We start from the raw sequence: 24,905 nt of genomic DNA, 5'->3' as shown, positions 1-24,905 counted from the left end.
CGCCGGTGCTGCTGTGGGCTCTCGTCACCGTCCCGCTGCTCGGCGGTGCGCTCCTCACCGTGACGGGCCCTCGCCTCGACCGGGCCTCCGCCGGCATCGGTGTGCTGTTCGGCGTTGCCGTACTCGCACTCGCCGTGCCGGTCGCCGTCGTCCGGCCCGCCGTCGACGCCCCACTGCTCGTCGGCATCCGGGCGGGTCTGGCCGTGGACGGTCTCTCGGCCCTGATGGTCGTGACGGTCGCCGTCGTGACCCTTGCCGTGCTGGTGTTCGCCGCCGGGGAGTCGGACCTGCGCACCGCGCGCTTCGTCGGGTTCGTCCTGCTGTTCGCGGGCGCGATGCTGGTGACGGTGACCGCGACGACGCTGGTCGTGCTGCTCATGGCGTGGGAGGTGATGGGGGCGACCAGCTGGGTGCTGATCGGTTACCGCTGGCGCGAGCCCGCGTCCGTCGACGCGGCGCACACCGCTCTTCTGACCACCCGCCTGGCCGATCTGGGCCTCTACGTCGCCGCCGGTGCCGCGCTCGCCGGCGGGGTCGGGTCGCTGGCGCTGGCCGAGCTGCCCGCGGCCTCCGGTCCATGGCTGCACGTCGTCACGGCCGGGGTGGTGCTCGCCGCGCTGGGCAAGTCGGCACAGCTGCCGTTCTCGTTCTGGCTGTCCGGGGCGATGCGGGGCCCGAGCCCGGTCTCGGCCCTGCTGCACTCGGCGACGATGGTCGCGGCCGGGGCCTACCTGCTGCTGCGGCTGGTACCGCTGCTCGAACGCAGTGGATGGGCCTCGCCGATGGTGGCGTGGGTCGGAGCTGCCACGGCCGTGGTCCTGGGCCTGGTCGCGGTGGCCCAGACCGACCTCAAGCAGTTGCTCGCGGCGTCGACCTGCGCGCAGATCGGCTTCATGGTCCTGGCCGCCGGCTCCGGGGCCGTCGCCGGCGGTGCCGTTCAGCTGGTCGCACACGCCGCGACCAAGAGCCTGCTGTTCCTCGCGGCGGGGGCCTGGCTGGTGGCTCTGGGCACCAAGCAGCTCGACGGGCTCCGCGGGGCCGCGCGCCGGTTCCCGCTCGTCGGGGTTGCCTTCACGATCGGCGCGGCGTCGCTGGCCGGGCTACCGCCGCTGTCCCTGTGGGTCGGCAAGGACGCCGTGCTCGCCGCGGCACTCGAGCAGAGCGTCGTGCTCTACGTCGTCGGACTCCTCGCCGCCGCGGTGTCCGCGGTCTACAGCGCCAAGGCGGTGTGGTTCGTGTGGCAGCCCTCCACCGAGATCGTCGCCGGCGGCTCGCCGCCCGTCGAGCAGGAGCCGGTCGGCGCGGTGAGCGGGGCGTTCGCCCCGCCGCTGGTCGTGCTCGCCGTGCTCGCGACGGTGCTCGGCGTTCTTCCGCTCGTGCTGTCGGGCGCGCTGGTCGTCGCGCCGGCGCCGCAGGTGTGGGAGCTGGTCGTGTCCGCGTCGATCGCGGTCGTCGTGGTGCTGTCGACCTGGCGGTCGGCCTCGCGGTTGCCCTCGCCTCGCGCACTGGTGGGTTGGCTGGGGATGGGACGGGCGGCGCACGCCGTGGTCGTCCGTCCGGTGCTCGTCCTCGCTGCGGCGCTGGCCCGCTTCGACGACCGCGTCCTCGACCGCGCCGTGGACGGTGCGGGTCGCGCGACCGTGGCCGTGGCGCGGAGCCTCGACCGGCGGGGCGAGCTGTCGGTCGACGGGGCCGTGCGTGCCGTTGCGGCGGGGACGCGCCGCCTGGGACGGCTGGCGCGGCGCCCGCAGACCGGGCAGGTCCACCAGTACTACGCCCAGGCCGTCGTCGCCCTCGTGGTGCTGGCCGTTCTCGTCATCGTGGTGGGGTAGCAGATGTTGTCGCTGATCGTGTTCCTGCCCGTGGCGCTCGCCGCGGTGCTGCTCCTGGTGCCCGGCACCGCGCCGCCGCGCGTGTTCGTCGGCGCCTGGATCGGCGTCAGCGTCCTCGAACTCGTCCTCATCGCCGCGGTCTGGCTCGCGCTCCCGGCCGGTGGCGGGTTCGCCTTCGAGCAGCGCGTGCCGTGGATCCCCAGCGTGGGGATCTCCTACCACGTCGGGGTGGACGGACTGTCCCTCCCGCTGGTCGCGCTGACGGCCGTGCTGTTCGGGGCCTGCGCCGTGTTCGCGCTGCGGGAGACGCGGCGGACCAAGGCCTACGTGACGCTGTTCCTGGGGCTGCAGACCGTCTGCCTCGGGCTGTTCGTCGCGCTGGACCTGATCCTGTTCTTCCTGTTCTTCGACCTGTCGATCGTCGCGATGTACTTCCTCATCGCGGGCTGGGGCCACGGGGACCGGGCTCGCGCCGCGGCGCTGAAGTTCTTCCTCTACACCTTCCTCGGCTCGCTCGCGCTGCTGCTCGGGTTCATCCTGCTCTACCTCGTCGCCGAGCCGAGGACCTTCGACATCGTCGACCTGATCGCCGCGGACCCGCTCGCGGGAGGTGGTCCGTACGCCTCACTGGCCCTGCTCGCGATCGCGCTGGGCCTGGCGGTGAAGACCCCGACGGTGCCCTTCCACACGTGGTTGCCGCCCGCGCACACCGAGGCGCCCGCGACCGGCTCGGCGATCCTCGCCGGGGTGCTGCTGAAGATGGGCACCTACGGCTTCGTGCGCATCGCGATGCCGATCCTGCCCGATACCTGGCGGCAGTACGCCCTGGTCGCGGTCATCGTCGGGGCGGTGTCGGTGATCTACGGAGCGCTTCTCGCGCTGGCCCAGACCGATCTCAAGCGCATGATCGCCTACACCTCGGTCAACCACATGGGTTACGTCGTCCTCGGCGTCGGTGCGGCGGGGATGCTGGCCGGCACCGACGAGCAGGCCCGGCAGTTGGCCACCACCGGGGCGGTGACCCAGATGGTCAGCCACGGGCTGATCACCGCGGCGCTGTTCCTGCTCGCCGGAGTGCTGCACGACCGCGGCGGCACCTACGACATGCGCGCCTACTCCGGCCTCGCGGCGCGGACCCCGAGTTTCGCCGCTGCGTTCGCGGTCGCCGCCTTCGCCTCACTGGGGCTGCCCGGCTTCTCCGGGTTCATCGCCGAGTTCCAGATCTTCACCGGCGCCCTGCCAGCCGCACCGGTGCCGACGGTCGTGGCCGCCACCGGGATCGTCATCACCGCCGGGCTGTTCCTGCTCGCCCTGCAGAGGCTCTTCCTCGGGCCGCTGCGCCTGCCCGACGCACCTGGGACACCACGCGCGTTCGCTGATCTGCGCCCCAGCGAAACCGCAGCCGTCGTTCCGCTCCTCGTGCTGGCCACGGTGATCGGGGTCCTGCCGCGCTTCCTGCTCGATGTGATCGAGCCGGCGTCGCGCACCCTGGTGGAGCTCGTGGCGCGATGACCGGCGGCGCGATGACGATGAACGAGAACCCCGGCGCGCTGGTGCCGGAGCTGCTGCTGCTCGCCGCCGCGGTCGTCGGGCTGCTTCTGGGCGCGTGGCTCCCACGGCGCCGGCAGTACCCCGTGCGGCTCCTCGCCGCGGCGGCCGCCGTTGCCGGGCTCGCCGCCACCGCCGCCGCGGCCCGGGAGCCCGACCAGGTCGTGTTCGGCACCAGCTACGCGATCGACGGCATCACCCACGCCACCCGGGCGATCGTGCTCGTGGCCCTGCTGATCGCGCTGGCGCTGTCTGCGGACGCGACCCGGGGACACCGGCGCGAGACCGAGTTCGTGGTGCTGCTCCTGCTCGGGTCGCTCGGCACGATCGTGCTGGGCGGAGCCAACGACCTGCTGCTGCTGTTCGCGGCCTTCCTGCTGGCCAGCGTGCCCCTGTACGCACTCGCGGGGTGGGACGCCCGCGCGCTGTCCACCGAGGCCGCGATGAAGTACTACCTGTCCGGCGCATTCCTCGGCGTCGCGATGCTGACGGGCACCGCGATCCTCTACGGCGTCGCCCGCACCACGGCCTACAGCGCGATGCGTGACGGTCTTGCCGGCGCCGGTACGGCCGTCGTCGCGGTCGGCGTGGTCGCCCTGCTGGCCGGTCTGCTGTTCAAGGCGGGCGCCGTCCCGGTGCACTTCTGGGTCCCCGACGTCACCGCCGGCACACCACCCGCGGTCGCGGCGATCGTCAGCACCATCCCGAAGATCGGTGCGCTGGTCGCGGTCTACCGATTGCTGCTCGTCGCCGTGCCACCCGAGGCCGTCGACGCGACCCTGCTGGTGGCCGTCGTGGCCGCCGCGTCGATGACGCTGGGCAACCTCGCCGCCTTCTTCCAGACTTCGGTGCAGCGCATGCTCGGCTACTCGACCATCAGCCAGGTCGGCTACCTGCTCATGGCGGTCGCCCTGGCAGGCAGGTCCGAGCTGGCCCAGCCCGCCCTCCTGCTCTACCTTGCGGCCTACGCGATCACCAACCTGGGTGCCTTCGCCGTCGTCGCCGCGCTGCCGACTTACAGCGAGCTCGACGACTACCGGGGAGCGGCGCGGCGACACCCCCTGCTCGTCGCCGCACTCATCGTCTGCCTGCTCGGACTCGTCGGCACCCCACCCACCGCCGTGTTCCTCGGGAAGCTCACCGTCTTCACCGCGGCCGTCGAGGGGGGTCTGGGCTGGCTCGCCGTCCTCGCCGTGGTCAACACCGTCGCCAGCGTCTTCTACTACCTGCGCTGGATCGCGCCGTTGTTCCGCGATGCCGACGACGAACACGGTGCTGAGACTCTGCCTGCGCTCGGCGCGGCCCGCACCGCCTACCTCGCTGCGGCCGCGTCTGTCGCGCTGGGTCTAGGCGGGGGCGTGTTGCTGCCGCTGCTTTCCGGGCCGCCTGCGGTCGCACCGTGACCGTGTCCGGCGGCGTCGTGCTGTGCGGTCAGGGCGCCGGTTCCGCACGGAGGAGCAAGGTGAACTGCGGTGGATGGGGCCGGACCAGTCGGAGATCGCCTCCCTCGGCCGCCGCCAAACGGCGCGCGAGAGCGAGACCGAGCCTGTGACCGGTTGCCGCCACCGACGGGCGATCCACGAAGAGATCGGTGAGCGGCACGTGGACGCCCGGTCCCTCGTCGGACACATCGATGGCCACAGCTGTATCTGCTTCACGTGCGCGCACCTCGATCTCGCCCTCGCCGTGCGTCACCGCATTGTCGAGCAGGGCGGTGAGGATCTGCCGGACCACAGCCATCGACGCCTGCACCCGCGGGGTTCCGGGAAGGGCCACGACCTTCACCGCTCGTTTCTCACGGCTCAGCTGCGCGTTCCGTTCAGCTACGAGCTCCTCAATCAGACCGCAGACATCGAAAGCCTGCCGAGCGCGGTGGGTGTCCCGGGCGAGCCTGAGGAGCTCCTCGATGGTCCGCTCGATGCGATCGGCGGAGCCGATCCCGGACGCGATCGCACCTCGTACGTCGCCGCCGGGCTCGAGCGCCGCCTCCAGAGCGAGTCGCAGGCCCGTGAGCGGAGTGCGCAACTGGTGCGACGCTTCCGCAGAGAACGTCCGCTCCCGGGTGACGAGGTGGTCCAGCCGCACCGCGGTCCGGTTCAACGAACTTCCGACCGCATCGATCTCGGGGTAGCGCCCCGCCGGAAGGCGCACGCTGAAATCGCCGTCGCCCACTCGACGAGCCGCCTCGGACAGATCGTCCAGTGGGCGCGTCAGCCGCACCACCTGCCGGCGGGCGAGCAACCACACGCCGCCGACGGAGGCGAGCGCCAGAGCAGCCATGCCCGCCCAGGCGACGACGAGTGGCCAGAGCAGAGTGCTGCGCGAACCCGACACCCGCACCACACCGACGACGTTGCCGTCATGGGTGACCGGGGCTGCGGCGACCAGGTCGCCGCCGTCGACTCCGGTCTGCACCCGGCCTCCCGCGGCCTCCAGCACGAACTCGTCGGGTTGGGAGGGGCCGCGCCCGAGCAGCCACTTCCCGTTTGTGTCGTAGACGGACAGGAAGGTCAGCTCCCCGTCGTCGTGCAGTTCGTCAGGATCGGGACCGGCGCCGACGGACATGTCCGCGGCGACGCGGCTTGCCGCCTTCTCCGCCTGGCGCTCGAGATCCAGGACCTTGTAGAGCTGCGCGTAGTGAGCCGCAGTGACAGCCAGCGGAAAACCGAAGAGGACGACGGCCACTGCCGCGGCTAGGACCGCGAACCCGACGATCTGCGCGCGAACTGCGATCACCTCCACTGGTGCCCTGCCGATGCTGCAGAAGAGCAGCCGGGCCGGATCGTAGGCATGCGTGGTCGGCGATCGTCGCGCTTTACTGTCCGCATGCTCTGCGCATACCAAAGTTTTGCCAGGGGGCTTGCGACGGGAAGCTGGCGCAGGGCCCACTGAGCGCCCGCAGACAGCGAGCACTCGAGTCGGCGGCCCCGATTCACCCCAGGTCGGACAGACCGGATCGCTACGACCGAGCGTCGGACGCCGACAGTCCGGCCAGGACCACTGCGACGAGCCGGTGCACAGCGTCGTCGGACGGAAGTTCGAAAGCGGCCGCGAGAGCGTGTCGGCAGTACTCGGCCAACTCCGCCGGCGCCACGTCATCGCGGACCGCACCGGACTGCGCCGCTTCCGCGATGAGCTCGCCCAGAAGCTCGCGCAGGCGTCGCTGAGCTGCGACGGCGTGCTCGTGCCCGTGGAGATCCGGGAAGTCGAAGGCGTGGGGCGACCGCGACGAACGGGTGATCTCGGCATAACGCGTGACCACCTCGCAAAGGCGTGCGCCCGCCTCCCCAGGGCCGTCCTTGATCGACACCAGCTGTTCGAGGTGGACGGTGACCTGCTGTTCGTGCCACGCCACCAGGATCGAGTTCATGTCGGAGAAGTACTTGTAGAGGGTCGCTCGGCCGATCCCGGCGCGCTTCGCGATCTGCGACATCGTCACGGCTCGGAGCCCGTGTTCATGCACCAGTTCCGCGGTGGCCTCCACGGTGGCGGCGCGCACCGCACGGCGGTGGGCGTCCACCGTCTCGTCCCACAGCCTCGGCACCGTGGCATGATACGGTCCGCCGCTCGGGTGGACAATACGTCTGATGAGCGAGACAGTCTGTCTCGGACGTCGGTCGGAATCCGGAGGATCGGTCATGGATGGTCGGGAACGCGCGCCCCGGTGGGTGCGGGTGCTGGGTATCAGCGCGGTCGCCCTCGTGCTGTTGTTCCTCGTACTCCAGCTGGTGACGGGGGGCGGTCACGGCCCTGGTCGGCACCTCGGGTCGACGGAACCCTCCAGTGGCACGGTGTCGACGTCGTGAGGATGCGCCCTCGGGTGCGGAAGGCGGCGCTCCTCGCTCACGTCGCGTGCTCGGTGGGGTGGATCGGCGCCGTTGCCGCCTTCCTCGTCCTCGCCGTCGCCGGCGTGAGTGCGTCCGGCGACGTGGTGGTGCGGAGCTCCTACGTGGCGATGGACCTGCTCACCGGGTACGCGATCGTCCCGCTCGCACTTGCCTCGCTGATCACCGGGCTGGTGCAGGCCGTGGGCACCGAGTGGGGCCTGCTGAGGCACTACTGGGTCGTGGTCAAGCTCCTCGTCACCGTGGTCGCCGTGGCCGTCCTGCTTCTGCAGGTGGACTCGATCGGCTTCCTCGCAGAGGCGATGGCACGCCCACAGCCGCCCGACGAGGTCCTCGGAGGGGCGCGGATCTCCCTGGTCGTGCACGCCGGCGCCGGCCTGGTCGTCCTGCTCGTGCCCATGGTCCTCTCGATCTACAAGCCGCGCGGCCTCACGAGATTCGGGCGCGGGGTCGAGCGTCCGAAGACTGGATGGGTCCGAGGCCGCTGATGGCGACGGTCGCGGTCGGGTGGCCTCGGCCGAGATCGGCATCGGTCGCTAGGTAGTGCCCGTGCGCCGCTGAGCTGGCACAACGAGTTCGACGAGGACCGAGCTGCTCACGCAGTTTCGAGTGCGCTCGTCGCGTCTCTCCGTGCCGCCAGTCGTCGGCGCCGGCGGTGCGGGTGTCCCTGCTCCGGTTGCCGCCGTGATAGGCGGCACGGTGACCGGCGCGCTGGCGGATGGATCGATCACGAGAACGACGGCGGGCGGAGCGACAGGTGCTTCGCCCGGCTGAACGAGGCGTCACCTCAGGAAGCTGACGTGGATGTGATCGTAGTGTCCGCCGACCGCGTCCAAGGGGTCGTAGACGCCGCCGCCGGTGTAGCGCCGGCCCCAACCGTTGACGTCGTCGTCGCCGGGCGCCCAGATCCGGCCCTGCCAGATGACGTAGGACACTCCGAGAGCCTCGGCGTTGGTTCGGAACCAGCCGGCCACGCGCCACCCGTTCTCGATCTCCACGCCGGTCGCGAACCGACCGCCCTGACCGGGGAACAGGTCGCAGCCCTTGCCCAGCGGATGATCGCTCGTGGAGTTGCCGGGCCGCTGCGCGAAGCAACCCGTGGACCGGATCAGGGCCCCGCTGCGCAGCCCACCGAAAGCGGCCTCCGCCTGGGCCAACGCGTACCGCGTCGTCGGCGTGACGCAGCCCGCGGTGGTCGGATCGTCCTCGGTGCATCCGCTCGCGGCACCTTGCAGCGCGGCTACCGATCCTTCCGGCGCGCATCCGTACGTCGCTGCGCGGACCCCGGTCGCGGTGCCCACCGCGGCCAGGATGTCGGCGGCGGTCTGCTCCCACTTGGCGTAGGCCAGAGGGAACGCGGAGCGCTGGACGGTCTGCGCGGCCTGCCACAACGGCATGTCCGTCCAACCCGGGATCGCGACGAGGCGCTGGTAGAACTGGGTCGAGGCGTAGCGGGGGTCGCGAACCTCCGCCGGGCTGCCCCAGCCCTGGGACGGCCGCTGCTGGAACAGGCCCAGGGAGTCCCGGTCGCCGTAGTCGAGGTTCCTGAGCCCGGATTCCTGCAACGCGGTGCCTAGCGCCACCCACAGTCCGCGTTCCGGGACGTCGAGCTCACGACCGGTCGCGACGATCACCGCCGCGTTGGCCAGCTGCTCCTGCCCGACGGCTGCCTCGCCCGCCGCCTCGATCGGCACCGCGGACGAGTTGGGCACGCACCCACCTGGACGGCCAGGGGGAGTCATCAACGCGGTCATGGCGAAGAACAGGGCGACGCCGGCCACCGCGAACAGCGCGACGACGACACCCAGGACGACGATCCGCCGCCCCAGCCTCCGCACCGCGACGGTGGCGTGCTCGAAGCCGTTCACGACCCGGCCGTTCCTCCGGGTGGGACTGCGGTGCGCGGGGTTGAGGTGCAGGCTGCCATCGGTACCAGCGTGACACGGTCGGTCCTTGCAGTGGAAGGAGGCTTGCCCGGTGCCCGGAGCCGCGCACCAGCGCCCTGCTCGCAAGCGCGGAGCGCCGGCCTTCACGGACGAACGCCGTTATCCCGGGTGGGCCCGCTACCACAACGACATGTGAACCGTGCAAATCGACGGCACCGAGATCGGTGTCGTCGGCGTTGCCGTCGGGCCCGTTCGCCGTGCTCGTCACCGAGCAGCTCGTCGCCTCCGGGGCCGAACTGGTCATCAGCACCACCTCGGCCGGTCAGATGTGCCCTCGCCGCCAGGTAGAGCCGCGCCGACGAGACGCTCGTCGCAGAACCGCAGCGTGACATCATCAGTGAGGCCAGCCCGGTCGTCGTCCGATGAGGTGGCGGAGACGGCTTCAGGCTTGAGAAGGCAGCGACAACGGCGTCCACAACGCCCTCGCGGTTGCCGCCGCGGTCGCAATCGCTCTGCGCTGATCCTGGGCGCTCTCAGCGGAGCGGAGTCGCGGTGGAACGGATCGTCCACCGGCCCGGTCCTCCGCGAAGCCGGGTGGCCGTGAGCGGGGCGATGTCGATGCGCCAGAACGCCGTCGGCGGAGCGTGGAGCACGGAGAGCAGCACCGCCCGGACGACGGCGGCATGGGTCACGACCACCGTGTGCCCCTCGCCCGGAGCCTCCGCGAGCCATGCGGCGACCCGCGCAAGGAGGGTTGCCTGCGCCTCGCCGCCGTGTGGGGCTGCGTCCGGCTCGGAGAGCCAGGCCGTCACCGCGTCCGACTCGTCGGCGGCGACCTCGTCGAGGGTCCGGCCACGCCAACGGCCGAGGTCCCAGTCACCGAGCGCCGGTTCGATCTTGGCCGAGAGGCCCAGTGCTTCGGCCGTTTGACGGCAGGCCGCCCCTGGGCCGCACAGCACCCGGTCGGCCCGGGTCAACCGCCCGCGCGCCTCCGTTGCCCACCTGGCGCCGCGCGCGTCGAGCGGCTCGTCGGCGGCGAACGCCGCGGCGTTCGTCGCAGATGTGGACGAATGACACACCAGCGTCACCCTGCCGTTCATCAGCTCCTCCGATGCATCCTGCCGGACCCCTTGACGGCGTTCGACCGACGCCCCAAACTGGATACCTGAACATGTCTTCATATGACCAAAGATGTCACCTGAAGGAATCCGGGTGCCATCGTCCTCGACAGGGAGACCCGACCATGTCCCAGGCGGCAGCATTCCCCGCGTCCACTCCGGTGGCCATCCCGCTGAATGAGCTCGTCCCCTGGGCGGTGTTCGCCGGGGTCATCTTGCTGTCGCTGCTCTACCTGGTCGGCATGGACCAGGGCGCCACGTCGCTGTTGTCGGGCAGCATGCTGCACGAGTTCGTGCACGACGGTCGCCACCTCCTCGGCTTCCCCTGCCACTGACGGCCGGGACACCCGCCATGGTGAAGACCCTGCTGGTCCGGGGCATGCTCGCCGGACTCGTCGCCGGGCTGGCCTACTTCGTGTTCGCCTACCTGTTCGGGGAGCCGCCCGTCAACGCGGCCATCGGCTACGAGGAACAGCTGGCCGCAGCCGCGGGCGAAGTGTCCACGGAGGCGCCGCTCGTCAGCCGTGGCATCCAGAGCACGTTCGGCCTCGCCGTTGCTGCGCTGGTCTACGGTGCGGTGATCGGCGGCATCCTGTCGCTCGTCTACGCGTCGGTTGTCGGCCGGGTCGGCAGCCTCAGCGCCCGGGCCACCGCGGCGGTGATCGCGGGGATCGGTTTCGTCTCCGTGACACTCGTCCCGTTCCTCAAGTACCCGGCCAATCCGCCCGCGTCGACCCTTGACACCACGGTAGGCCAGCGCACCGGGCCCTTTGTCGCGGTCATCATCCTGTCGGTGCTGCTCGCAATCGGGGCGGTGATGCTGGGCCGCAGCCTCGCCGTACGGATGGGGGCATGGAACGCCACCCTCGTGTCCACCGGCGCCTACTGGGTCGCGGTGGGCATCCTCGGGTTCCTCCTCCCGACGGTCGCTGAGACGCCCGCCGACTTCCCAGCGGACGTGCTCTACGACTTCCGGGTTGCCTCCATCGGCGGTCAACTGGTCCTGTGGGCCGTCCTCGGTCTCGTGTTCGGCGCACTGATGGACGGCAGTTCATGGCGCCGTTCCGGCAGCGCTGTGGGTACCGTCGCCGTAGTTCAGGACCCATAGCTGATCAGGTGTCTCAGCGACGAACTCTGCTGATTGACCAGGTTCGGCGCCCCGGGGCCGGTGCCGATTCCGTTGCGCTTCTTGCCGTGGTCGACCCCGCCGCATTGCACGTAACCGAGGCGCCGGGCACCCCTGTGCGGCGGCGCAGTTGCTGACCACATCGGTGGTACGCGCGGCCGCTTCGCGATCTCGAAGGGCGCTCGCTTCGGTGGCCGGGGTCGCGCCCGGCTTCCGTTGCTGATCGGGGTGTTCGAGTTCGCCGCGCTCGCCGCTGTAATCCTGGAAAGGCGCTGAGCCTGGTCGTGATAGTCCCCGCCTTCAGGCCCGCCTGATCGCGGTTTCGTTCGACCAGGTCGCGCCGCACTGGCCCGCGGTCGTCAACCTGCTCGCCGAGAGCCTGGTCGGCGCGTGGCCCGGCGCCACCTGGGCGACCGGCTGTGCTCGACCACTCTCCACTTGGTCCTGGCCGGGCTGGTGCTGCTGATCGCCGCGATCCTCCTCGCCAGGCATCTCGCGCCGAACCTTGCTGGCCTGTGCAGATCATGGTCGGTGCCGGCATTGGGCTGGTCGCGGCACTGATGACGGCCGCCGGCGGCGAGCTGCTCATCCCGACCATCGTCCTGCTCTACGCCCTGCATCCGTATTGCTGGCAGCCTCTCGCTGGCGGTCTCGCTGCTCACCACGCTGCTGGTCACGTTCGCCCGCTACAGCCGCGACGCCGGGTTGGTTGTCCTGCGACAGCAGGCCCGGTTAGTCCTCGTCATGTCGATGGGCTCGATCGCCATCGTCCTCGTCGGCCGTCTCCTGCTCGGCGTTTGTCCCCGACCTCGTCCTCGTCCCGGTGCTCGCGGCGCTACTCGTCGTCTCCGCCTTCAAAGGTGTGCAGGCACGACCAGCAAGGACTGCCCTGGTGCGGCATGTGGCGGCAGCTGATCGACGGGCAAGGGTCGGCACGGGGCACCTCAAGGCCGGCGGGCCGAGCGGAAGTGCCCTGATGGACGCCTGCGGCGGGGCCTGTCGGCCCTTGGCTCGCACGGCCTGTCTCCCGGTCAGGGGCGCTCCGCTGCGCTGCGCGTCACTGCGTGACCAATGCCGCGGAGTTAGCCGGTCGGCGTGCAGGTCCAGGACGTGGCCGTGTGCGGCGTGTCGTCCGGGGCGCTGAGAGTGTGGACGACGCTCGTCACGGGGCAAGGTCGTTCGTCCTCGCTGCGCTGCGGGCGCTGCACCTTGCCCCGTTCCTCGTCGTCGTCCGGATCAGCTACTACCCGGGGGCCGGCCAGAAGGAAGGTCAGCGAGGTCGCGTTCGTGGGGCCCGGGCAGGTCGCTGGCCGATCGCCGGTGGTGGGCACGGCGCGGTGATCAATAAGGCGACGGGGCCTCTGGTAGGTGGGTCGGACCCTTCACGATCTTCCCCGAGACCACCAGAGGCCCCGTTGCCCCCGCAGTCTGACACGACGTCCCCTGCTGCCCGTTTCACCGCGCCTGCTCCACCGCCTGCCACGGCGACGATCACCCGGACGGTGACGGTCGCGGCCGGGGTGTTCGCCCCGGGTCATCTCGGCGAGCTGACCCGCTACCTACCCTTCGAGCTGGTCGACGACGTCCTCGTCCAGACGCGCACCGTGCAACGCCGGCTGCGGTCGTTGCCGTCAAGGACGGGGGTGTACTTCGTGCTCGCGCTCGGGTTGTTCCCGGACATCGGCTACGCCCGGGTCTGGGCCAAGCTCTGCGCCGGCCTCACCGGCATACGCGACCCGAACAGCGGAGGGGTGGTGCCGGTGGTGCCGGTGGTGTCGGAGAAGGCGCTGCGCGAGCTGCGCCGCAGACCCGGGCGTAGCCGATGTCCGGGAACAACCCGAGCGCGAGCACGAAGTACACCCCCGTCCTTGACGGCAACGACCGCAGCCGGCGTTGCACGGTGCGCGTCTGGACGAGGACGTCGTCGACCAGCTCGAAGGGTAGGTAGCGGGTCAGCTCGCCGAGATGACCCGGGGCGAACACCCCGGCCGCGACCGTCACCGTCCGGGTGATCGTCGCCGTGGCAGGCGGTGGAGCAGGCGCGGTGAAACGGGCAGCAGGGGACGTCGTGTCAGACTGCGGGGGCAACGGGGCCTCTGGTGGTCTCGGGGAAGATCGTGAAGGGTCCGACCCACCTACCAGAGGCCCCGTCGCCTTATTGATCACCGCGCCGTGCCCACCACCGGCGATCGGCCAGCGACCTGCCCGGGCCCCACGAACGCGACCTCGCTGACCTTCCTTCTGGCCGGCCCCCGGGTAGTAGCTGATCCGGACGGCGAGCGGCAGCGGGGCAAGGTGGAGCGCCCGCAGCGCAGCGAGGACGAACGACCTTGCGGCGCTGCTGATCGCCGTCCACCCTCGAAGCGACCGGGGAACGCCGATCCGCCCCCTGAGCTGCACAAACACGGTCAACCCGTTGCCTGGGCGGCGTCGGCGGCGGGACCGTCGGGCAGCCCGGCCGGGGCGTGGTGCAGGTGGTCGAACAGTTGGGCCGGGGTGCGGGTGTTCGGGCGGGTGTAGTGGGCGGCGTGCAGCCAGGCGGCGTGGCGCTTCTCGGAGAGCCAGCGGGCGTGGCGCGGGGTGGGGAAGCGGGTCAGGAAGGCCAGGGAGATCTTCCCGTCGAGCTGGTGGAACAGCCCGACCACGCCGGGGTGGGCGAGCTGCAGTAGGCGTCGAAGCGGTCGTCCTTGTTCCCGGCGGTGCCGTAGCGGCTGCGTAGCGCGGTGACCTGGCGGCTGGCGATGACGAACACGGCCAGGCCGGCGTCGAGCAGGGCGGCGACGACCGGGCCGTCGCCGCGTTCGATTGCGACCCCGGTGACCTGGTGGCGGCGCAGCGACTTGACCAGCTTGGCCAGTCCGGGTGCGGTGTGGGGAACGGTGAACCGTTCGATCGCGGCGCCGGCGTCGTCGATGACGCAGACCGCGTGTTCGGACCATGACCAGTCGACCCCGGCCCACCTGACCGGCCCTGCGTCGGCGTTGCCGGCGGTGTCGGAGCTGGTCAAGGCGGGTTCTGTCTTGCTTCCTGGCATCGTCGTTCCCGTCCCGCGGGTGAGCGTTCCCGGGTGGGCGCGGCTGCCGGTCGGTCACTGAAGCGCTCGAGGCGCACAACTCCATCGCCGGTCAGCACGCCCCGTCCCGTCGGGCCTCGCGATTGTCAAGGCGGGCCTCGAGGGCCACGCGAGCCTGGGCGATGACCCGACGGTCCGGGATGCGCACCGAACCCGACGGGCCCGGCAGAACCAAGGCTCCTCCAGTGACCGCGAGCCTCGCAGGCCGTGCCGGGTCGCCCCAAGGCGGCGGGGGAACAACGCCCCGCCACCCCAGGGGGACGGGCCGACAGACCCTCCCACCGATCTCGGGAGGCCACCGTGACCAGCAGCCCCGTACCCCACCTGCACCTCGCGCAGACCCGGTATGAGCCCGCCGCCGCGGAGCGGACTGTCGGGTGCCCGCACTGCGGTGGCCCGGTCGACGTCGCGCCGGTGCGGGTACTCCCGGTCCTGCGTGCGGTGCCTGCGGTGGTGGTGTTCGAGGTCGAATCAGTGCGGGCGCCGGTGGCCCGGCTGTTCAACGCGCTGGTGGAGGTGGTCGACGGGCGGCGCCCGGTGGAGCAGTTGCGCCGGGTCGCGGCGCCCCCGGTGCTGCGCTACGTCCGGGCTGCCTGCCCGACCCGCAGGCCGCGGCGGGTGGGGCAGGTGCGGTCGTGGCGGGTATCGCGGCCCGCTGAGAATGCGGTGGAGGCGTCGGCGGTGGTGGCGCTGAACGGGCGGGTGCGGGCAGTCGCGGCCGGGTTGGAGCTCGAGGCGGGGGAGTGGTTGTGCACATCGGTCCGGATCCTGTGACCGATCCGGCCGGAAGGTGTGGATGGCGGCGGGCCTGTGGATGGGCGGGCCCGCCGTGGCGTTTCCGCGACGATGACGTCATGCCGATCGAACCGTCTGCGGGTGCTGGAGCGTCGACGGCGCGTGAGGTGGCCGAGTTGTGGCAGCGCGTCGCGGAGGAACGCGGCCTGGACTTCCTACCGGCACCCCGCACGGTCGCGGTCGCGATACCCGACCTGGTTCGTGTGGTCGACGACGTGGCCGCCGGCCTGCGCGGGGCGATCTTCGGTGTCCCGGCTGCGCGGGCACCTGGGCGCGGCGGCGGACCGGCTGGTGGACGCGCAGGAGCGGCGGTGGCTGGCCGCCCTGCTCGCCGCTCTGTCGCACCACGTCGAGGTCTCGACACTGGACGATCCATCCGCGCGCAACTGGCTGTCCTCGGAGCGTGACCTGGCCGTCGCGGTTGTCACGGGACCGGACGGAGTGCTGGTAGGGCGGCACCCTGACAGGATCCCGCCCTGGGTGTTGCCCGGTGGCTGGATCGAAGGCGACACCCCGGGTGAGGCAGCGGTGCGGAATGCGCCGAGAAGACCGGCCTGCACCTCACAGCGGAGCAGGTGATCGGACAGCGCCGACGCCCGGAGACCAGCGAGATGACCGTTTACGTGGCCTGCTCGCCGGTAGCCGGAACGGCGGTCCGAGTCGCTGCACCTGAGGATGCTGTCGAAATGCGGTGGGTGGAGTTCGGGGAGGTCGAGACTTTGGTGCCGGACCTGTGCGACGCGGTCCGCGACTACCTCGCGTCGCGTGCGGGCGAGCGGCGGCACTGAGGAGCGAAGGGCGGATCGGACGCTGTCGTTGAGACGAGCTTCCGCCACAACGGGCCGCGACATCGCTCGGCCGGTGTGCATGCCCAGCAGAAGCAGCAGCCGGTGGGTCCCGAGCGACGTCATCAGCCCGAGGAGTCCGGCTCCCGGCGTGGGGTGGCCATGGCTGCGGGACGCAGGTACTCGATGAGGCCGGACGAGCGCGGCACGGACACGGGTGCCAACGGACCGTGGCAGTGGTCCGCAGGCGACGCAAATCGACTAGGGTGCCGACATCGTTGGTCTGCTGCGGCACGTAGGTGGACCTCTCGTGACAGATCGAGCCGCGATCGGCTGCCGAACGTATGCTGCGAGGGTGGTGGCACTCGACCCGCGCGGCTTCCCTGGCCGAGCAGTGCTGGCGGTCACCGCCGTACTCACGGTGCTGGTCGCGGTGGTCTCCGACCTCGCGGCCGGTGAAGCGCCACTCCACGTGGCGACGCTGGGTGCCGTCGTCGCCGCCGTGGCCGGTCTGCGAGTACGTCTCGGCGGCCGCCACCGGCACGTGCTCCAGTTCTCCGCGTCTTGCGTCACCGCCCAGCCGGCCGTGCATGCGATGATGAAGCGCGTGCCGCACGGCTCGCTGCAGCACGCAGACGGTTCCGAGGTTGGCTACGCTGACGTCGCTGTCGGTGGCACCCAACTCGCCTTGGTCATTGTTGTCGTCACCGCGATCTGTCTCGCCGAGCGACTCGTTCTTGCTCTGACCGGCGCGATCTACGCATGCTGGGTCCGACTTACCTTGCATCCGGTGCGTCCTGCACCACCTGTTGTTCTGCGGCGCGCCGCGTCGGCACCGAAGCGGTCGAGCCGCCTCGTCTGCCGAGACGCCGTGGTCAGGCGAGGACCGCCGCACGTGATTCGCGGGACACTCCTGCCTGTTTGAGGCGGGTGGCGCGCCAACTCGTTTCCGTTCCGGAGGGTCAACGGACCCTTCGAGACTGGTGCGGCGTCCGGTCCTGAGCACGACCGGTTTGGGACCTGAGGTGACGCTGTCCCGATACGGAGCGATTCAACGGCGTCAATCGCCGACTTCCGGAAGTGTGCGAACTGTACCGCAATCCGCTGCACGTCGACCTCTTTTCTTCACTACCTCCGATGCTGCGGTATGGCTCTATGCCTGCTGCGTCATCAATGAGCCGAGCGAAATGGTGATCTGTTGCGAAACTCATACGAACGCTTATTTGATCACGAGACGACAGGGTGGCGCTGATGGACAGGGCCGCTGACAGTTTCCGTCTCGAGGTGTTCTACATCGACGGCACCACCGCCAGCGTGATCGAGGCCAATCCGATGAACGGCCTGTACCGCCTGCTCGAGCTGTATCCCTGGCAGCCGGGGCAGAGGATCAGGATCACTCCGCTGTACACCGCGGACGAGGACGGCCGCAGCGGGAGAAAAAGGTGATGTGACGCTTGCGAACAAGAGATCAGGTCCGAGCTGAGGGACAAGGCCGACGGCGACTCACGCGGCCCTGTTTCGCGAGCAGCGCGACGACCTGGCCTGGTTGGCCCGCGACGGGGTGGGGCCCTGCGCTCACTGGCCACCCTGTCTTCTGTGGGTGATGTCCAGTAGGCCTTCGTCGAGGTGCCTGGGTGCCATCGGCAACCACCTGTTACCGCTGCGGCGGAAGGCGACGCAGTGCTCGCCCGGACGCATTGTTGGAGGGAGCGACGCCGGCTGCGGCGGAGGGCATGATCGGTGGGAGCCGGGCGCGGAGGTTGCCGAACCCGGCGAGCAGGTCGCGGCCCTGACGGTGCCTCGGGTCCGGTAGCCCTGCTCGCTCCCCTTTTGGATGTCGTGGAGTGAGCCGAGGAGACGCTGGGGCCACTGCTCAGGCGCAGGGCAGTGACCGGGATTTCGCCCAGACACACGTCTCCGCGGCGGTGAGCGCCCACGGCGTTGCCCGGGTGCGCGCGCTCGGCGGTAGCCGCGTCGTGTGGTCGTGGACCTCCATGTGCCAGATCAGCTCCGGGTCCGTGCCGAGCAGGACCCGTCGACGCTGAGACCGTCGCGAGGACCAGACGTTCGCGCCCATCCGCACCAGCGCACGGAGCAGTAGACGGCCTGAGAGATCGGTTCTCCCTGGCCACTGGTCGCGCACGGGGAACGGACGGTAGCCCTGAAGGGCGAGACAAGTGGCGGTATCCCACGCTCCGCCCGTCCACGGCATGGCCCGCAGGAGCGCCGCGTCCTCGCGCAGTGCTCGACCGCGGACCCCGAAGGTGCTGGTGGTGGAGTGAGCGGGGAACCAGATCGCATCCCCGGTGTTGCGCGCTGCGGGGTTGCCCTCCGCCCCGGGCTGGGTCCGACGCACGGCATCTGACCCATGGGCGGTCGTGTCCAGGGCGTCCGATCCGTACAGCGAGAAGTAGTCCGCCTCGGGAAACCGCACGGCGCCGGCCATCAGAGTGGACAGCGCGTCGGGTCGGTACAGGTAGTCGTCCTCGGCGAACCAGACGATGTCGCGGTCGCCGGCTCGGACGGCGGCGTGGCACGCGACCGCCGAGCGGAAGGTGGCACGGTTACTCCCGCCGGACAAGCGGTGCACTCTCCCGTAGCGCTGCATCACGGCGAGGCGCTCGATCGGGAGGTCGCCGTCGTTAAGGAAGTGAAATCGGGGGGAGCACGGCAACGCCTCCGCTGACCGCAGGATCGATGCGAGCGCGAGGTCCTTGCTGTAGTAGCTCGGACGGGGCTTGTCGTTCTCGGCGTCGGTCGAGCGGTACACGATGATCAACCGCTGTCCGACCAGGTCGGTGTTCCGCACGATGGTGCCTTTCGGTCGTCGTCCCCAGTACCGACGCTAGGTGGGGCTTGGCAACGTCTCAGCGGGTCAGAGGTGAGCGCAAAGCAAAACCTCCTCCGACTCGTGCACCGAGCGATCTACAATCGCGGCCGGACGGCGCCGAGGGCGCGCGCCGGACGGGAGGTCGCTGCGTGCGTAGGCGTCTCGTCCGTCTGGCCGTGTTGGCCGCGACGGTGGCGGTCGTTCTCTTCGGTCTGCCACTGGCCGTGGCGGTCACCCAGTACGCGCAGATCTACAAGTTGCTCGACCTGGAGCGCCTCGCCGACCGCGCCGCACTGCGGGTCGCGGCATCGCTGTCGGACGACGGAGCGCCGAGCGCCGAGGAACTCCGGGACGACGCCACACTCACCTACCTGTCGGTGTACGACCACGACGGCGCGTTCGTCCGCGGGCGCGGTCCCGATCCGGCTGATCGCTTCGTCGACGAGGCGTTGAACGGGATCTCCGCCGCAGGGACCGACCGCGACGAACTCGTCGTCGCCGTGCCGGTGACGCACGACGGCGAAGTCGTGGGCGCCATTCGTATCGCAGGGCCTACGCGGGCGCTGCTCTGGCCGGTGGCCGCGGCATGGGCGGGTCTGGTCGGCCTCGCCGTGCTCGCCGTCGGCGTCGTCTGGTTGATCGCTCGCAGGCAGGCCGTCAAGCTCGCCCGCCCGCTCGAGGAACTGACGGAGGCGGCGCAGCGCCTGGGCGACGGGGACTTCGCCGTGCGGCTCGCCGCAGTCGACGTCCTCGAGATCGACGCTGCGGGCAACTCCCTCAACCGCACGGCGGCTCGGCTCGACGATCTCCTGGCTCGGGAGCGCGCGTTCTCCGCCGAGGCGTCACACCAGCTCCGAACACCCCTGACCAGCCTGCGGCTGCGGCTCGAGACGGCCCTGGATGGAACGAGTGAGGAGCTGAGATCGGCTGTCACGGCTGGGCTGCGCAGCGCAGAACGCATCGAGCACACCATCGACGAACTGCTCTCGCTCGCGCGGGACACCCGGTCCGACGTCGCTCCCGTGGATGTCGGTCGGTTCGTCGGAGAGGCCGTTCAGCAACGGTCGGCCGACTTCACCGCCGTCCGGCGCGATCTCCGCACCGTGATCGAGCCGGAGGCGCCGCACGCGAGCGTATCCGTTGCGGCGCTCCGCCAAGTGCTGGCAGTCCTGCTCGACAACTCGCTCGAACATGGAGCGGGAACGGTCGAAGTGACGGTGCGCGACGCCGGCGACGTCGTCGCCGTCGACGTGTCGGACGAGGGTCCCGGCATCTCGCTTCCCGACAGTGCGTTGTTCGAGCGCCGGTCCGCTTCGGCGGCAGGCACCGGCATCGGGTTGGCCCTGGCCCGTCGGTTGGCGGAGGCCGAGGGCGGCCATCTGCGGCTGGCGCGGCCGGCGCCCCCGGTCTTCACGCTCCTGCTGCGGGCGGCGGACCCTCACTGATCACGAGCGGCGGTGGGGTCTGCCTCAAGCCGGTAGCCGTGACCGCGCAAGGTGACGATACGCGGCGCATCAGCGCCCACCGAAGCGAGCTTGCGGCGCAACGACGCAACATGCACGTCCAACGTCTTGGTCGACCCGTGCCAGTGCTCGTCCCACACATCGGCCATCAAGGTCTCCCGGGTCACCGCCACGCCGGGCTCGGCGACGAGCCGCGTGAGCAGGTCGAATTCCTTGCGACGCAGCGGCACCTCCTCCCCGGCCACAGTTACCCGACGGGACGCGACGTCGACCACCAGGGCCCCGAGCGACCTCGATCGCCAGGACGTGTGCGACGGCTCTGTGCGCCGCAGGTGCGCTTGGATCCGGGCCACCAGCTCTGACGAGCTGACAGGCTTCGTGAGGTAGTCGTCCGCGCCGACCTCGAGACCGACGACCACATCCATCTCTCGCGACCTCGCCGTGAGCATGACGATCACCACTGCGGGCAGCGTCGAGCGCAGCCGACGACACACCTCCACGCCGTCGAGGTCCGGCAGCCCCAGGTCGAGCACGATCAGGTCCAGTGGATCTCCTGCTGCTGCCCGCAAGCCGGCAGCGCCCGTCGCCACCACTGCCACATGATGGCCGTGTCGCTCGAGGGCGGCCTGCAGTGCACCGCCGATCTCGGCGTCATCCTCGATGACGAGAAGTCGGGCCACCCCGTGAGCCTAGGGTTCGTGTCATCCGAACCCATGGGTGGCCCTCCCGTTCTACGGAGTTAGTACGTAGTCTCCGGTGGCTCGCGTGATGGGCGCCGCTGATCTAGTGTCCCGCGCCAGTAGTTCGCTGCAGAAATCGTGCGAGTGACTCGAGGATCTGTTCGGCGGTCTTGGTCCAGATGAACGGCTTGGGGTCGTCGTTCCAGGCGGCTACCCAGTTGCGGATGTCGCGTTCGAGGGCTTGGACGCTGCGGTGGTCGCTGCGCTGGAGCAGGTCGGTGGTGACGTAGGCGAAGAACCGCTCGACCTGGTTGAGCCAGGACGAGTAGGTCGGGGTGAAGTGCATGTGAAAGCGCGGGTGCTTCGCGAGCCAGTCGATGATCGTCGGGTGCTTGTGGGTGCCGTAGTTGTCGCAGACCAGGTGCACGTCGAGGTGCTCGGGGACCTGAGCGTCGATCTTGGCCAGGAACCTGCGGAACTCCGTGGATCGATGGCGACGGTGCAGGCTGGAGATCACCGTGCCGTCGGCGGTGTTGAACGCCGCGAACAGGCTGGTCGTGCCGTGACGGATGTAGTCATGGGTCCGCTTCTCGGGCATGCCCGGCATCATCGGGAACGCCGGCTGAGACCGGGCCAAGGCTTGGACCTGCGACTTCTCGTCTACACACAGCACCACCGCGGCATCGGGCGGGTTCACATACAGCCCGACGACGTCGTGCACCTTCTCCACGAACAGCGGGTCGTTGGACAGCTTGAACCCGTCCGTGCGGTGCGGCTTGAGCTCGAACGAGCGCCAGATCCGCCCGATCGTCGACTTCGACAAGCCGGTCCGCTCGGCCATCTTCGCCCGCGACCAGTGCGTCGCGTTCCGCGGAACGCTCTCCAGGGTGGCGACCACGACGTCCTCGACCCGGTCGGTGCCGATCGTGGGCGGGCGCCCCGGGCGGGGCTCGTCGGTCAGCCCGTCCAGGCCGTGGGTGACGAACCGGGACCGCCATTTGCCCACCGTGGCGCCCGCACAACCCAGTTGCGCCGCCACCGTCTTGTTGTCGTGCCCTTCGGCGCACGCCAACACGATCCGCGACCGCAACGCCAGGGCCTGCGAGGACTTCCTGCGTCGCGCCCAGCGCTGCAACTGCTCACGCTCGGCGTCGGTCACGATCAACTCGGCCTTCGGGCGTCCCGTCCTCGCCATCGCCCGACCCTACAACTTACGACCCGAATTTGAGGCGCAGGACACTAGTCCCGAGCAGAGCGCACATCGGCGACCGTAGTTGCTCCGCTGTCGTCGTCCGGGTTCGCAGGCACTGCCGCAGACGCTGCGCGGCGGAGGATGAACAGCGGTACTCCGGCACCGGCTCGTCCGGTAGGAGCTCGACGAACATACAGGTATCACTCGGACGAGGCGTGCACTCGCTGTTACTCTTCCATCACTGTGAGCAGCATTTCCGCGACGACTCGCGCCGGCGGCGCGGTCGTCGTGCTGCTCGCTCTTCTCGCCGTGCTGTCGGCCGGTCTCTGTTCTGGCTCCACGCCCGTGAGCGCGCCGGGCGTCCTCACGGCGAACCACGACGACTCCCATTGCGTCGATGACGGCACGCCTGACCGGGCTGCCCCCGCCGAATCACGGCGTGGTGCGGTCGGCGCGGCCGTCGACGTCGGACCGACTGTTGCGGTCATCGGTCACGAGGGTGTTGCGGTGGGTTCTCATCATGGGACAGGCCGGGCCGAAGGACGACGGGCGCCGCCCGCAGGTCGGACCTTCCTCCAAGAGGTGTGCATCGCCCGGACGTGACGTGACGGGTTGTTCCCGTCCCGTCCCTCGCCGCAGTAGCGGCACGTCCGAGGAAGAATTCCTGTGACCGCACATGCACCGATTCGTTCCGATTCCCGAAGGACCTCGAGCGGTGTGCCGGCGCTCCGGCTCCCGCTCGTTGTCGGCAGCACTCCGCTCGTCAGGATCGGACGGCCCTTCACCGACGACGACCGCGGGTTCTGGGCCAAGCTCGAAGGATTCAACCCCGGCGGGATTCTTCCGGGATACCGACGAACGACTCCGCGGACAGCGGGTGGCGTACGAGACCTACCAGCAGCGGGCCGCACGTGCCGCGGAGGAGGAACGGCAGCGTGCGGCTCGGGCGGTTGCTGCCGGGGACTCGGATGCCACCGGTGCTCCGGCCCTGGCCGCCACGCTCGGCCCGGAGTACGCATGCCGAGCCGGGGTGCCCCGATGGGGCCCGGTGAAGCGGTGGGTCGCCGATGCCGGGCAGCTCCTGCGCTGCCGCTTCGGCATTGCGAGCGTCGGCGGCGTCGGTCCGCGCGGGCGCGTATCGGACCATCCCGTCGGGCTGGCGCTCGACTTCTTCGTCGACCGAGCGGCGGGGGACGCCCTGGCCGAATGTGCTGTACGAAATCGCGGGGCGCTCGCAGTCAAGTACGTCATCTTCCGGCAGCGCATCAACAGCGGGTCAGGATGGCGGATGATGGAGGACCGCGGCTCTCCCGTAGAGAACCACATGGAGCACGTGCACATCTCCTTCAACACGGCGCCCGGCGGGTCGCTCGCGTCCGTGCGGTGCTGAGCGCACTCACCGGCGACGGCGGCCAGCTTCGTCGGGGTGATGCCGGTGTGGAGGACGGTCCTGATGAACGAGGCCGGTGAGGAACCAGTAGCCCGCGCCGACGAGACGGGCGCCGGATCAGCAGGAGTAGTGAATGACAGGTGCGCTGAGACGAGGGACGGGCGCCGAACGGCCCCGATCTGTGCGAGTAATCTTGCCACTGATGGCCACGAATCCTGCCGCATCGGCGGTGCACCGAGCGCTCCTGCTCGCCGCACTCACCGCGGTGCTGCTCGTCGGCCTGATCGGCATGCACCACGTCTCCGTTCTCTCCGACGCGCAGCCTCCGATGTCGACCGTGTCGGAACCGGCAGTGCCCCTCGGACACGACGATGGTGATCTGACGTCGGAGCGCCAGGATGATCATGGTACGGCGCTCCTGCATCTGTGCCTGGCCGTGCTCACTGCATTCGGCACGGTGCTCGCCGTTCTCGTGGCGTGGCCGGCACGACGGTCCGTCGCATGGCCGACGATCCGCCGCGGCAGCCGTCCCCGGACGTCGCCGAGGGCGCCCCCGCCGACGGCTCCGGCTCGGCTCGCACTGCTCTGCGTGTTGCGGACATAGACGAGGTCGAACGACCCGACCTCATGTCCTACACACGTACGAGAGGCACGACTGACGATGACCACGAAGAAGGCCCTCGCGCGCCTGCTGGCAGGCACCGCGATCACGACGTTCGCGCTGGTCGGCTGCGCGTCCGGGAACGATACAAGCGCCCCCGGCGCGGCCTCAGGGGGATCTGCGTCCTCGGCTGCGGCTCAGGGGCAGTTCAACGACGCGGACGTCGCGTTCGCCCAGGGCATGATCCCGCACCACCGGCAGGCGGTGGCCATGGCCGAGCTGGCAGCGGGCCGTACCGAGACTCCCCAGGTCCTCGACCTGGCCGCTCGGATCGGGGGTGCGCAGGAGCCGGAGATCACGACGATGACCGCCTGGCTGCAGGAGTGGGGTGCCGAGGTGCCGGCTGAGAACGGCATGGGCGGCATGGACGGTATGGACCACAGCGGCATGGGCGGCATGATGACGCCCGAGCAGATGTCGGCTCTGCAGCAGGCTTCCGGAGCAGAGTTCGACCGGATGTTCCTCGAGATGATGGTCGAGCACCACCGCGGCGCGGTGGAGATGGCGCAAACCGAGATCGAGGAGGGCAGCGACCCCGAAGCGCTCGCACTCGCTCAGGAGATCGTCGACGCTCAGCAGGCCGAGATCAGCGAGATGGAGTCGCTGCTCCAGGGGGCGTGACCCCACCGGTGGCGGTTCGGTCGCCCGGACCGCCACCGGAGCCCGTTGCCAGGGCCGTGC

At 70.2% G+C, this 24,905-nt stretch carries 24 protein-coding genes and 2 pseudogenes; 16 read left to right on the top strand and 10 right to left on the bottom strand.

Features of this window, described 5'->3' with window-relative positions; all coding sequences use genetic code 11:
- Positions 1-5: 5 nt before the first annotated feature.
- The 3 genes from I4I82_RS02905 to I4I82_RS02895 are packed head-to-tail and all read left to right on the top strand — an operon-like array spanning position 6 to position 4,783.
- A complete protein-coding gene (locus tag I4I82_RS02905; protein WP_226369843.1) occupies positions 6-1,832 on the top strand; it encodes an NADH-quinone oxidoreductase subunit 5 family protein in 1,827 nt (608 codons plus the stop codon).
- Positions 1,833-1,835: 3 nt separating this feature from the next.
- Positions 1,836-3,344, top strand: coding sequence for a complex I subunit 4 family protein (locus I4I82_RS02900; RefSeq protein ID WP_218595153.1), 1,509 nt, complete (start codon positions 1,836-1,838; stop codon positions 3,342-3,344).
- Positions 3,341-4,783, top strand: coding sequence for an NADH-quinone oxidoreductase subunit N (locus I4I82_RS02895; RefSeq protein ID WP_225920492.1), 1,443 nt, complete (start codon positions 3,341-3,343; stop codon positions 4,781-4,783). The genes I4I82_RS02900 and I4I82_RS02895 overlap by 4 nt, the downstream gene beginning before the upstream one ends.
- 28 nt (positions 4,784-4,811) lie before the next feature.
- Here the strand turns inward: I4I82_RS02895 and I4I82_RS34610 are convergent, their stop codons facing one another.
- Positions 4,812-6,122 carry an ATP-binding protein gene (locus I4I82_RS34610; RefSeq protein WP_218595152.1) on the bottom strand — a complete coding sequence of 437 codons (1,311 nt, stop codon included), beginning with the start codon at positions 6,120-6,122 and terminating at the stop codon, positions 4,812-4,814.
- 217 nt (positions 6,123-6,339) lie between these two features.
- Positions 6,340-6,900, bottom strand: a complete 561-nt coding sequence (locus tag I4I82_RS02880; protein WP_226369842.1) for a TetR/AcrR family transcriptional regulator — start codon at positions 6,898-6,900, stop codon at positions 6,340-6,342.
- A 282-nt stretch (positions 6,901-7,182) separates the two neighbouring features.
- On the opposite strand from I4I82_RS02880, the gene I4I82_RS02875 reads away from it, so the two are divergent.
- A complete protein-coding gene (locus I4I82_RS02875) occupies positions 7,183-7,713 on the top strand; it encodes a DUF2269 domain-containing protein (protein ID WP_218595150.1) in 531 nt (176 codons plus the stop codon).
- A gap of 294 nt (positions 7,714-8,007) precedes the next feature.
- On the opposite strand, the gene I4I82_RS02870 is transcribed toward I4I82_RS02875, so the two are convergent.
- Both I4I82_RS02870 and I4I82_RS02865 read right to left on the bottom strand, forming a co-directional pair.
- Entirely contained in the window at positions 8,008-9,258 is a 1,251-nt protein-coding gene (locus tag I4I82_RS02870) for a VldE C-terminal domain-containing protein (RefSeq protein WP_218595149.1), read from the bottom strand.
- A 386-nt stretch (positions 9,259-9,644) separates the two neighbouring features.
- Positions 9,645-10,211 (bottom strand): histidine phosphatase family protein, encoded by a 567-nt coding sequence (locus tag I4I82_RS02865; RefSeq protein WP_218595148.1) that lies wholly within the window; start codon positions 10,209-10,211, stop codon positions 9,645-9,647.
- A gap of 143 nt (positions 10,212-10,354) precedes the next feature.
- Between I4I82_RS02865 and I4I82_RS02860 the strand changes: the two genes are divergently transcribed.
- The 4 genes and pseudogenes from I4I82_RS02860 to I4I82_RS02845 all read left to right on the top strand — a co-directional run.
- Positions 10,355-10,564: a CbtB domain-containing protein gene (locus I4I82_RS02860; protein WP_218595147.1), complete on the top strand. Its 210-nt coding sequence runs from the start codon at positions 10,355-10,357 to the stop codon at positions 10,562-10,564.
- A gap of 17 nt (positions 10,565-10,581) precedes the next feature.
- Positions 10,582-11,337 carry a CbtA family protein gene (locus I4I82_RS02855; protein WP_218595146.1) on the top strand — a complete coding sequence of 252 codons (756 nt, stop codon included), beginning with the start codon at positions 10,582-10,584 and terminating at the stop codon, positions 11,335-11,337.
- 408 nt (positions 11,338-11,745) lie between these two features.
- A complete protein-coding gene (locus tag I4I82_RS02850; protein WP_218595145.1) occupies positions 11,746-11,916 on the top strand; it encodes a hypothetical protein in 171 nt (56 codons plus the stop codon).
- Between the two features lie 929 nt (positions 11,917-12,845).
- Positions 12,846-13,169 (top strand): annotated as a pseudogene (locus I4I82_RS02845) (transposase domain-containing protein); the annotation flags it as partial.
- Here I4I82_RS02845 and I4I82_RS02840 read toward each other — a convergent pair.
- The 3 genes and pseudogenes from I4I82_RS02840 to I4I82_RS02830 all read right to left on the bottom strand — a co-directional run.
- Positions 13,162-13,368, bottom strand: a pseudogene (locus tag I4I82_RS02840) (transposase domain-containing protein); the annotation flags it as partial. The pseudogenes I4I82_RS02845 and I4I82_RS02840 overlap by 8 nt on opposite strands.
- A gap of 395 nt (positions 13,369-13,763) precedes the next feature.
- A complete protein-coding gene (locus tag I4I82_RS02835) occupies positions 13,764-14,000 on the bottom strand; it encodes a hypothetical protein (protein WP_218595143.1) in 237 nt (78 codons plus the stop codon).
- On the bottom strand, positions 13,949-14,362 hold the full coding sequence (locus tag I4I82_RS02830; RefSeq protein WP_218595142.1) for an IS110 family transposase: 414 nt from the start codon (positions 14,360-14,362) through the stop codon (positions 13,949-13,951). The genes I4I82_RS02835 and I4I82_RS02830 overlap by 52 nt, the downstream gene beginning before the upstream one ends.
- Before the next feature lie 366 nt (positions 14,363-14,728).
- On the opposite strand from I4I82_RS02830, the gene I4I82_RS02825 reads away from it, so the two are divergent.
- The 4 genes from I4I82_RS02825 (at position 14,729) to I4I82_RS02810 (ending at position 17,454) form a co-directional block, all read left to right on the top strand.
- Entirely contained in the window at positions 14,729-15,202 is a 474-nt protein-coding gene (locus I4I82_RS02825; RefSeq protein ID WP_218595141.1) for an Rv3235 family protein, read from the top strand.
- A 267-nt stretch (positions 15,203-15,469) separates the two neighbouring features.
- Positions 15,470-15,802, top strand: coding sequence for an NUDIX hydrolase (locus I4I82_RS02820; RefSeq protein ID WP_218595140.1), 333 nt, complete (start codon positions 15,470-15,472; stop codon positions 15,800-15,802).
- A gap of 561 nt (positions 15,803-16,363) precedes the next feature.
- Complete coding sequence (locus tag I4I82_RS02815; protein ID WP_218595139.1) at positions 16,364-16,933, top strand: hypothetical protein; 570 nt, start codon at positions 16,364-16,366, stop codon at positions 16,931-16,933.
- Positions 16,934-17,250: 317 nt separating this feature from the next.
- Positions 17,251-17,454 carry a hypothetical protein gene (locus I4I82_RS02810; RefSeq protein ID WP_218595138.1) on the top strand — a complete coding sequence of 68 codons (204 nt, stop codon included), beginning with the start codon at positions 17,251-17,253 and terminating at the stop codon, positions 17,452-17,454.
- Between the two features lie 427 nt (positions 17,455-17,881).
- On the opposite strand, the gene I4I82_RS02805 is transcribed toward I4I82_RS02810, so the two are convergent.
- Entirely contained in the window at positions 17,882-18,817 is a 936-nt protein-coding gene (locus I4I82_RS02805) for a hypothetical protein (RefSeq protein ID WP_218595137.1), read from the bottom strand.
- Between the two features lie 197 nt (positions 18,818-19,014).
- Between I4I82_RS02805 and I4I82_RS02800 the strand changes: the two genes are divergently transcribed.
- Positions 19,015-20,283, top strand: coding sequence for a HAMP domain-containing sensor histidine kinase (locus tag I4I82_RS02800; protein WP_226369841.1), 1,269 nt, complete (start codon positions 19,015-19,017; stop codon positions 20,281-20,283).
- Here I4I82_RS02800 and I4I82_RS02795 read toward each other — a convergent pair.
- Both I4I82_RS02795 and I4I82_RS02790 read right to left on the bottom strand, forming a co-directional pair.
- Positions 20,277-20,981: a response regulator transcription factor gene (locus I4I82_RS02795; RefSeq protein ID WP_218595135.1), complete on the bottom strand. Its 705-nt coding sequence runs from the start codon at positions 20,979-20,981 to the stop codon at positions 20,277-20,279. The genes I4I82_RS02800 and I4I82_RS02795 overlap by 7 nt on opposite strands.
- A 103-nt stretch (positions 20,982-21,084) precedes the next feature.
- Positions 21,085-22,176 carry an IS630 family transposase gene (locus I4I82_RS02790; protein ID WP_218595134.1) on the bottom strand — a complete coding sequence of 364 codons (1,092 nt, stop codon included), beginning with the start codon at positions 22,174-22,176 and terminating at the stop codon, positions 21,085-21,087.
- Between the two features lie 1,045 nt (positions 22,177-23,221).
- Here I4I82_RS02790 and I4I82_RS02785 point away from each other — a divergent pair.
- The 3 genes from I4I82_RS02785 (at position 23,222) to I4I82_RS02775 (ending at position 24,845) form a co-directional block, all read left to right on the top strand.
- Positions 23,222-23,563, top strand: coding sequence for a VldE C-terminal domain-containing protein (locus I4I82_RS02785; RefSeq protein ID WP_218615384.1), 342 nt, complete (start codon positions 23,222-23,224; stop codon positions 23,561-23,563).
- 202 nt (positions 23,564-23,765) lie between these two features.
- Entirely contained in the window at positions 23,766-24,167 is a 402-nt protein-coding gene (locus I4I82_RS02780; protein ID WP_218595132.1) for a DUF6153 family protein, read from the top strand.
- A gap of 57 nt (positions 24,168-24,224) precedes the next feature.
- Positions 24,225-24,845, top strand: coding sequence for a DUF305 domain-containing protein (locus tag I4I82_RS02775; RefSeq protein WP_218595131.1), 621 nt, complete (start codon positions 24,225-24,227; stop codon positions 24,843-24,845).
- Positions 24,846-24,905 lie beyond the last annotated feature (60 nt).

This window comes from Pseudonocardia oceani, from assembly GCF_019263585.2.
GTDB classification, from domain to species: Bacteria; Actinomycetota; Actinomycetes; order Mycobacteriales; family Pseudonocardiaceae; genus Pseudonocardia; species Pseudonocardia oceani.
Note: the sequence above shows the minus strand (reverse complement) of the source record. Positions and strands in the feature narration are given on the sequence as shown.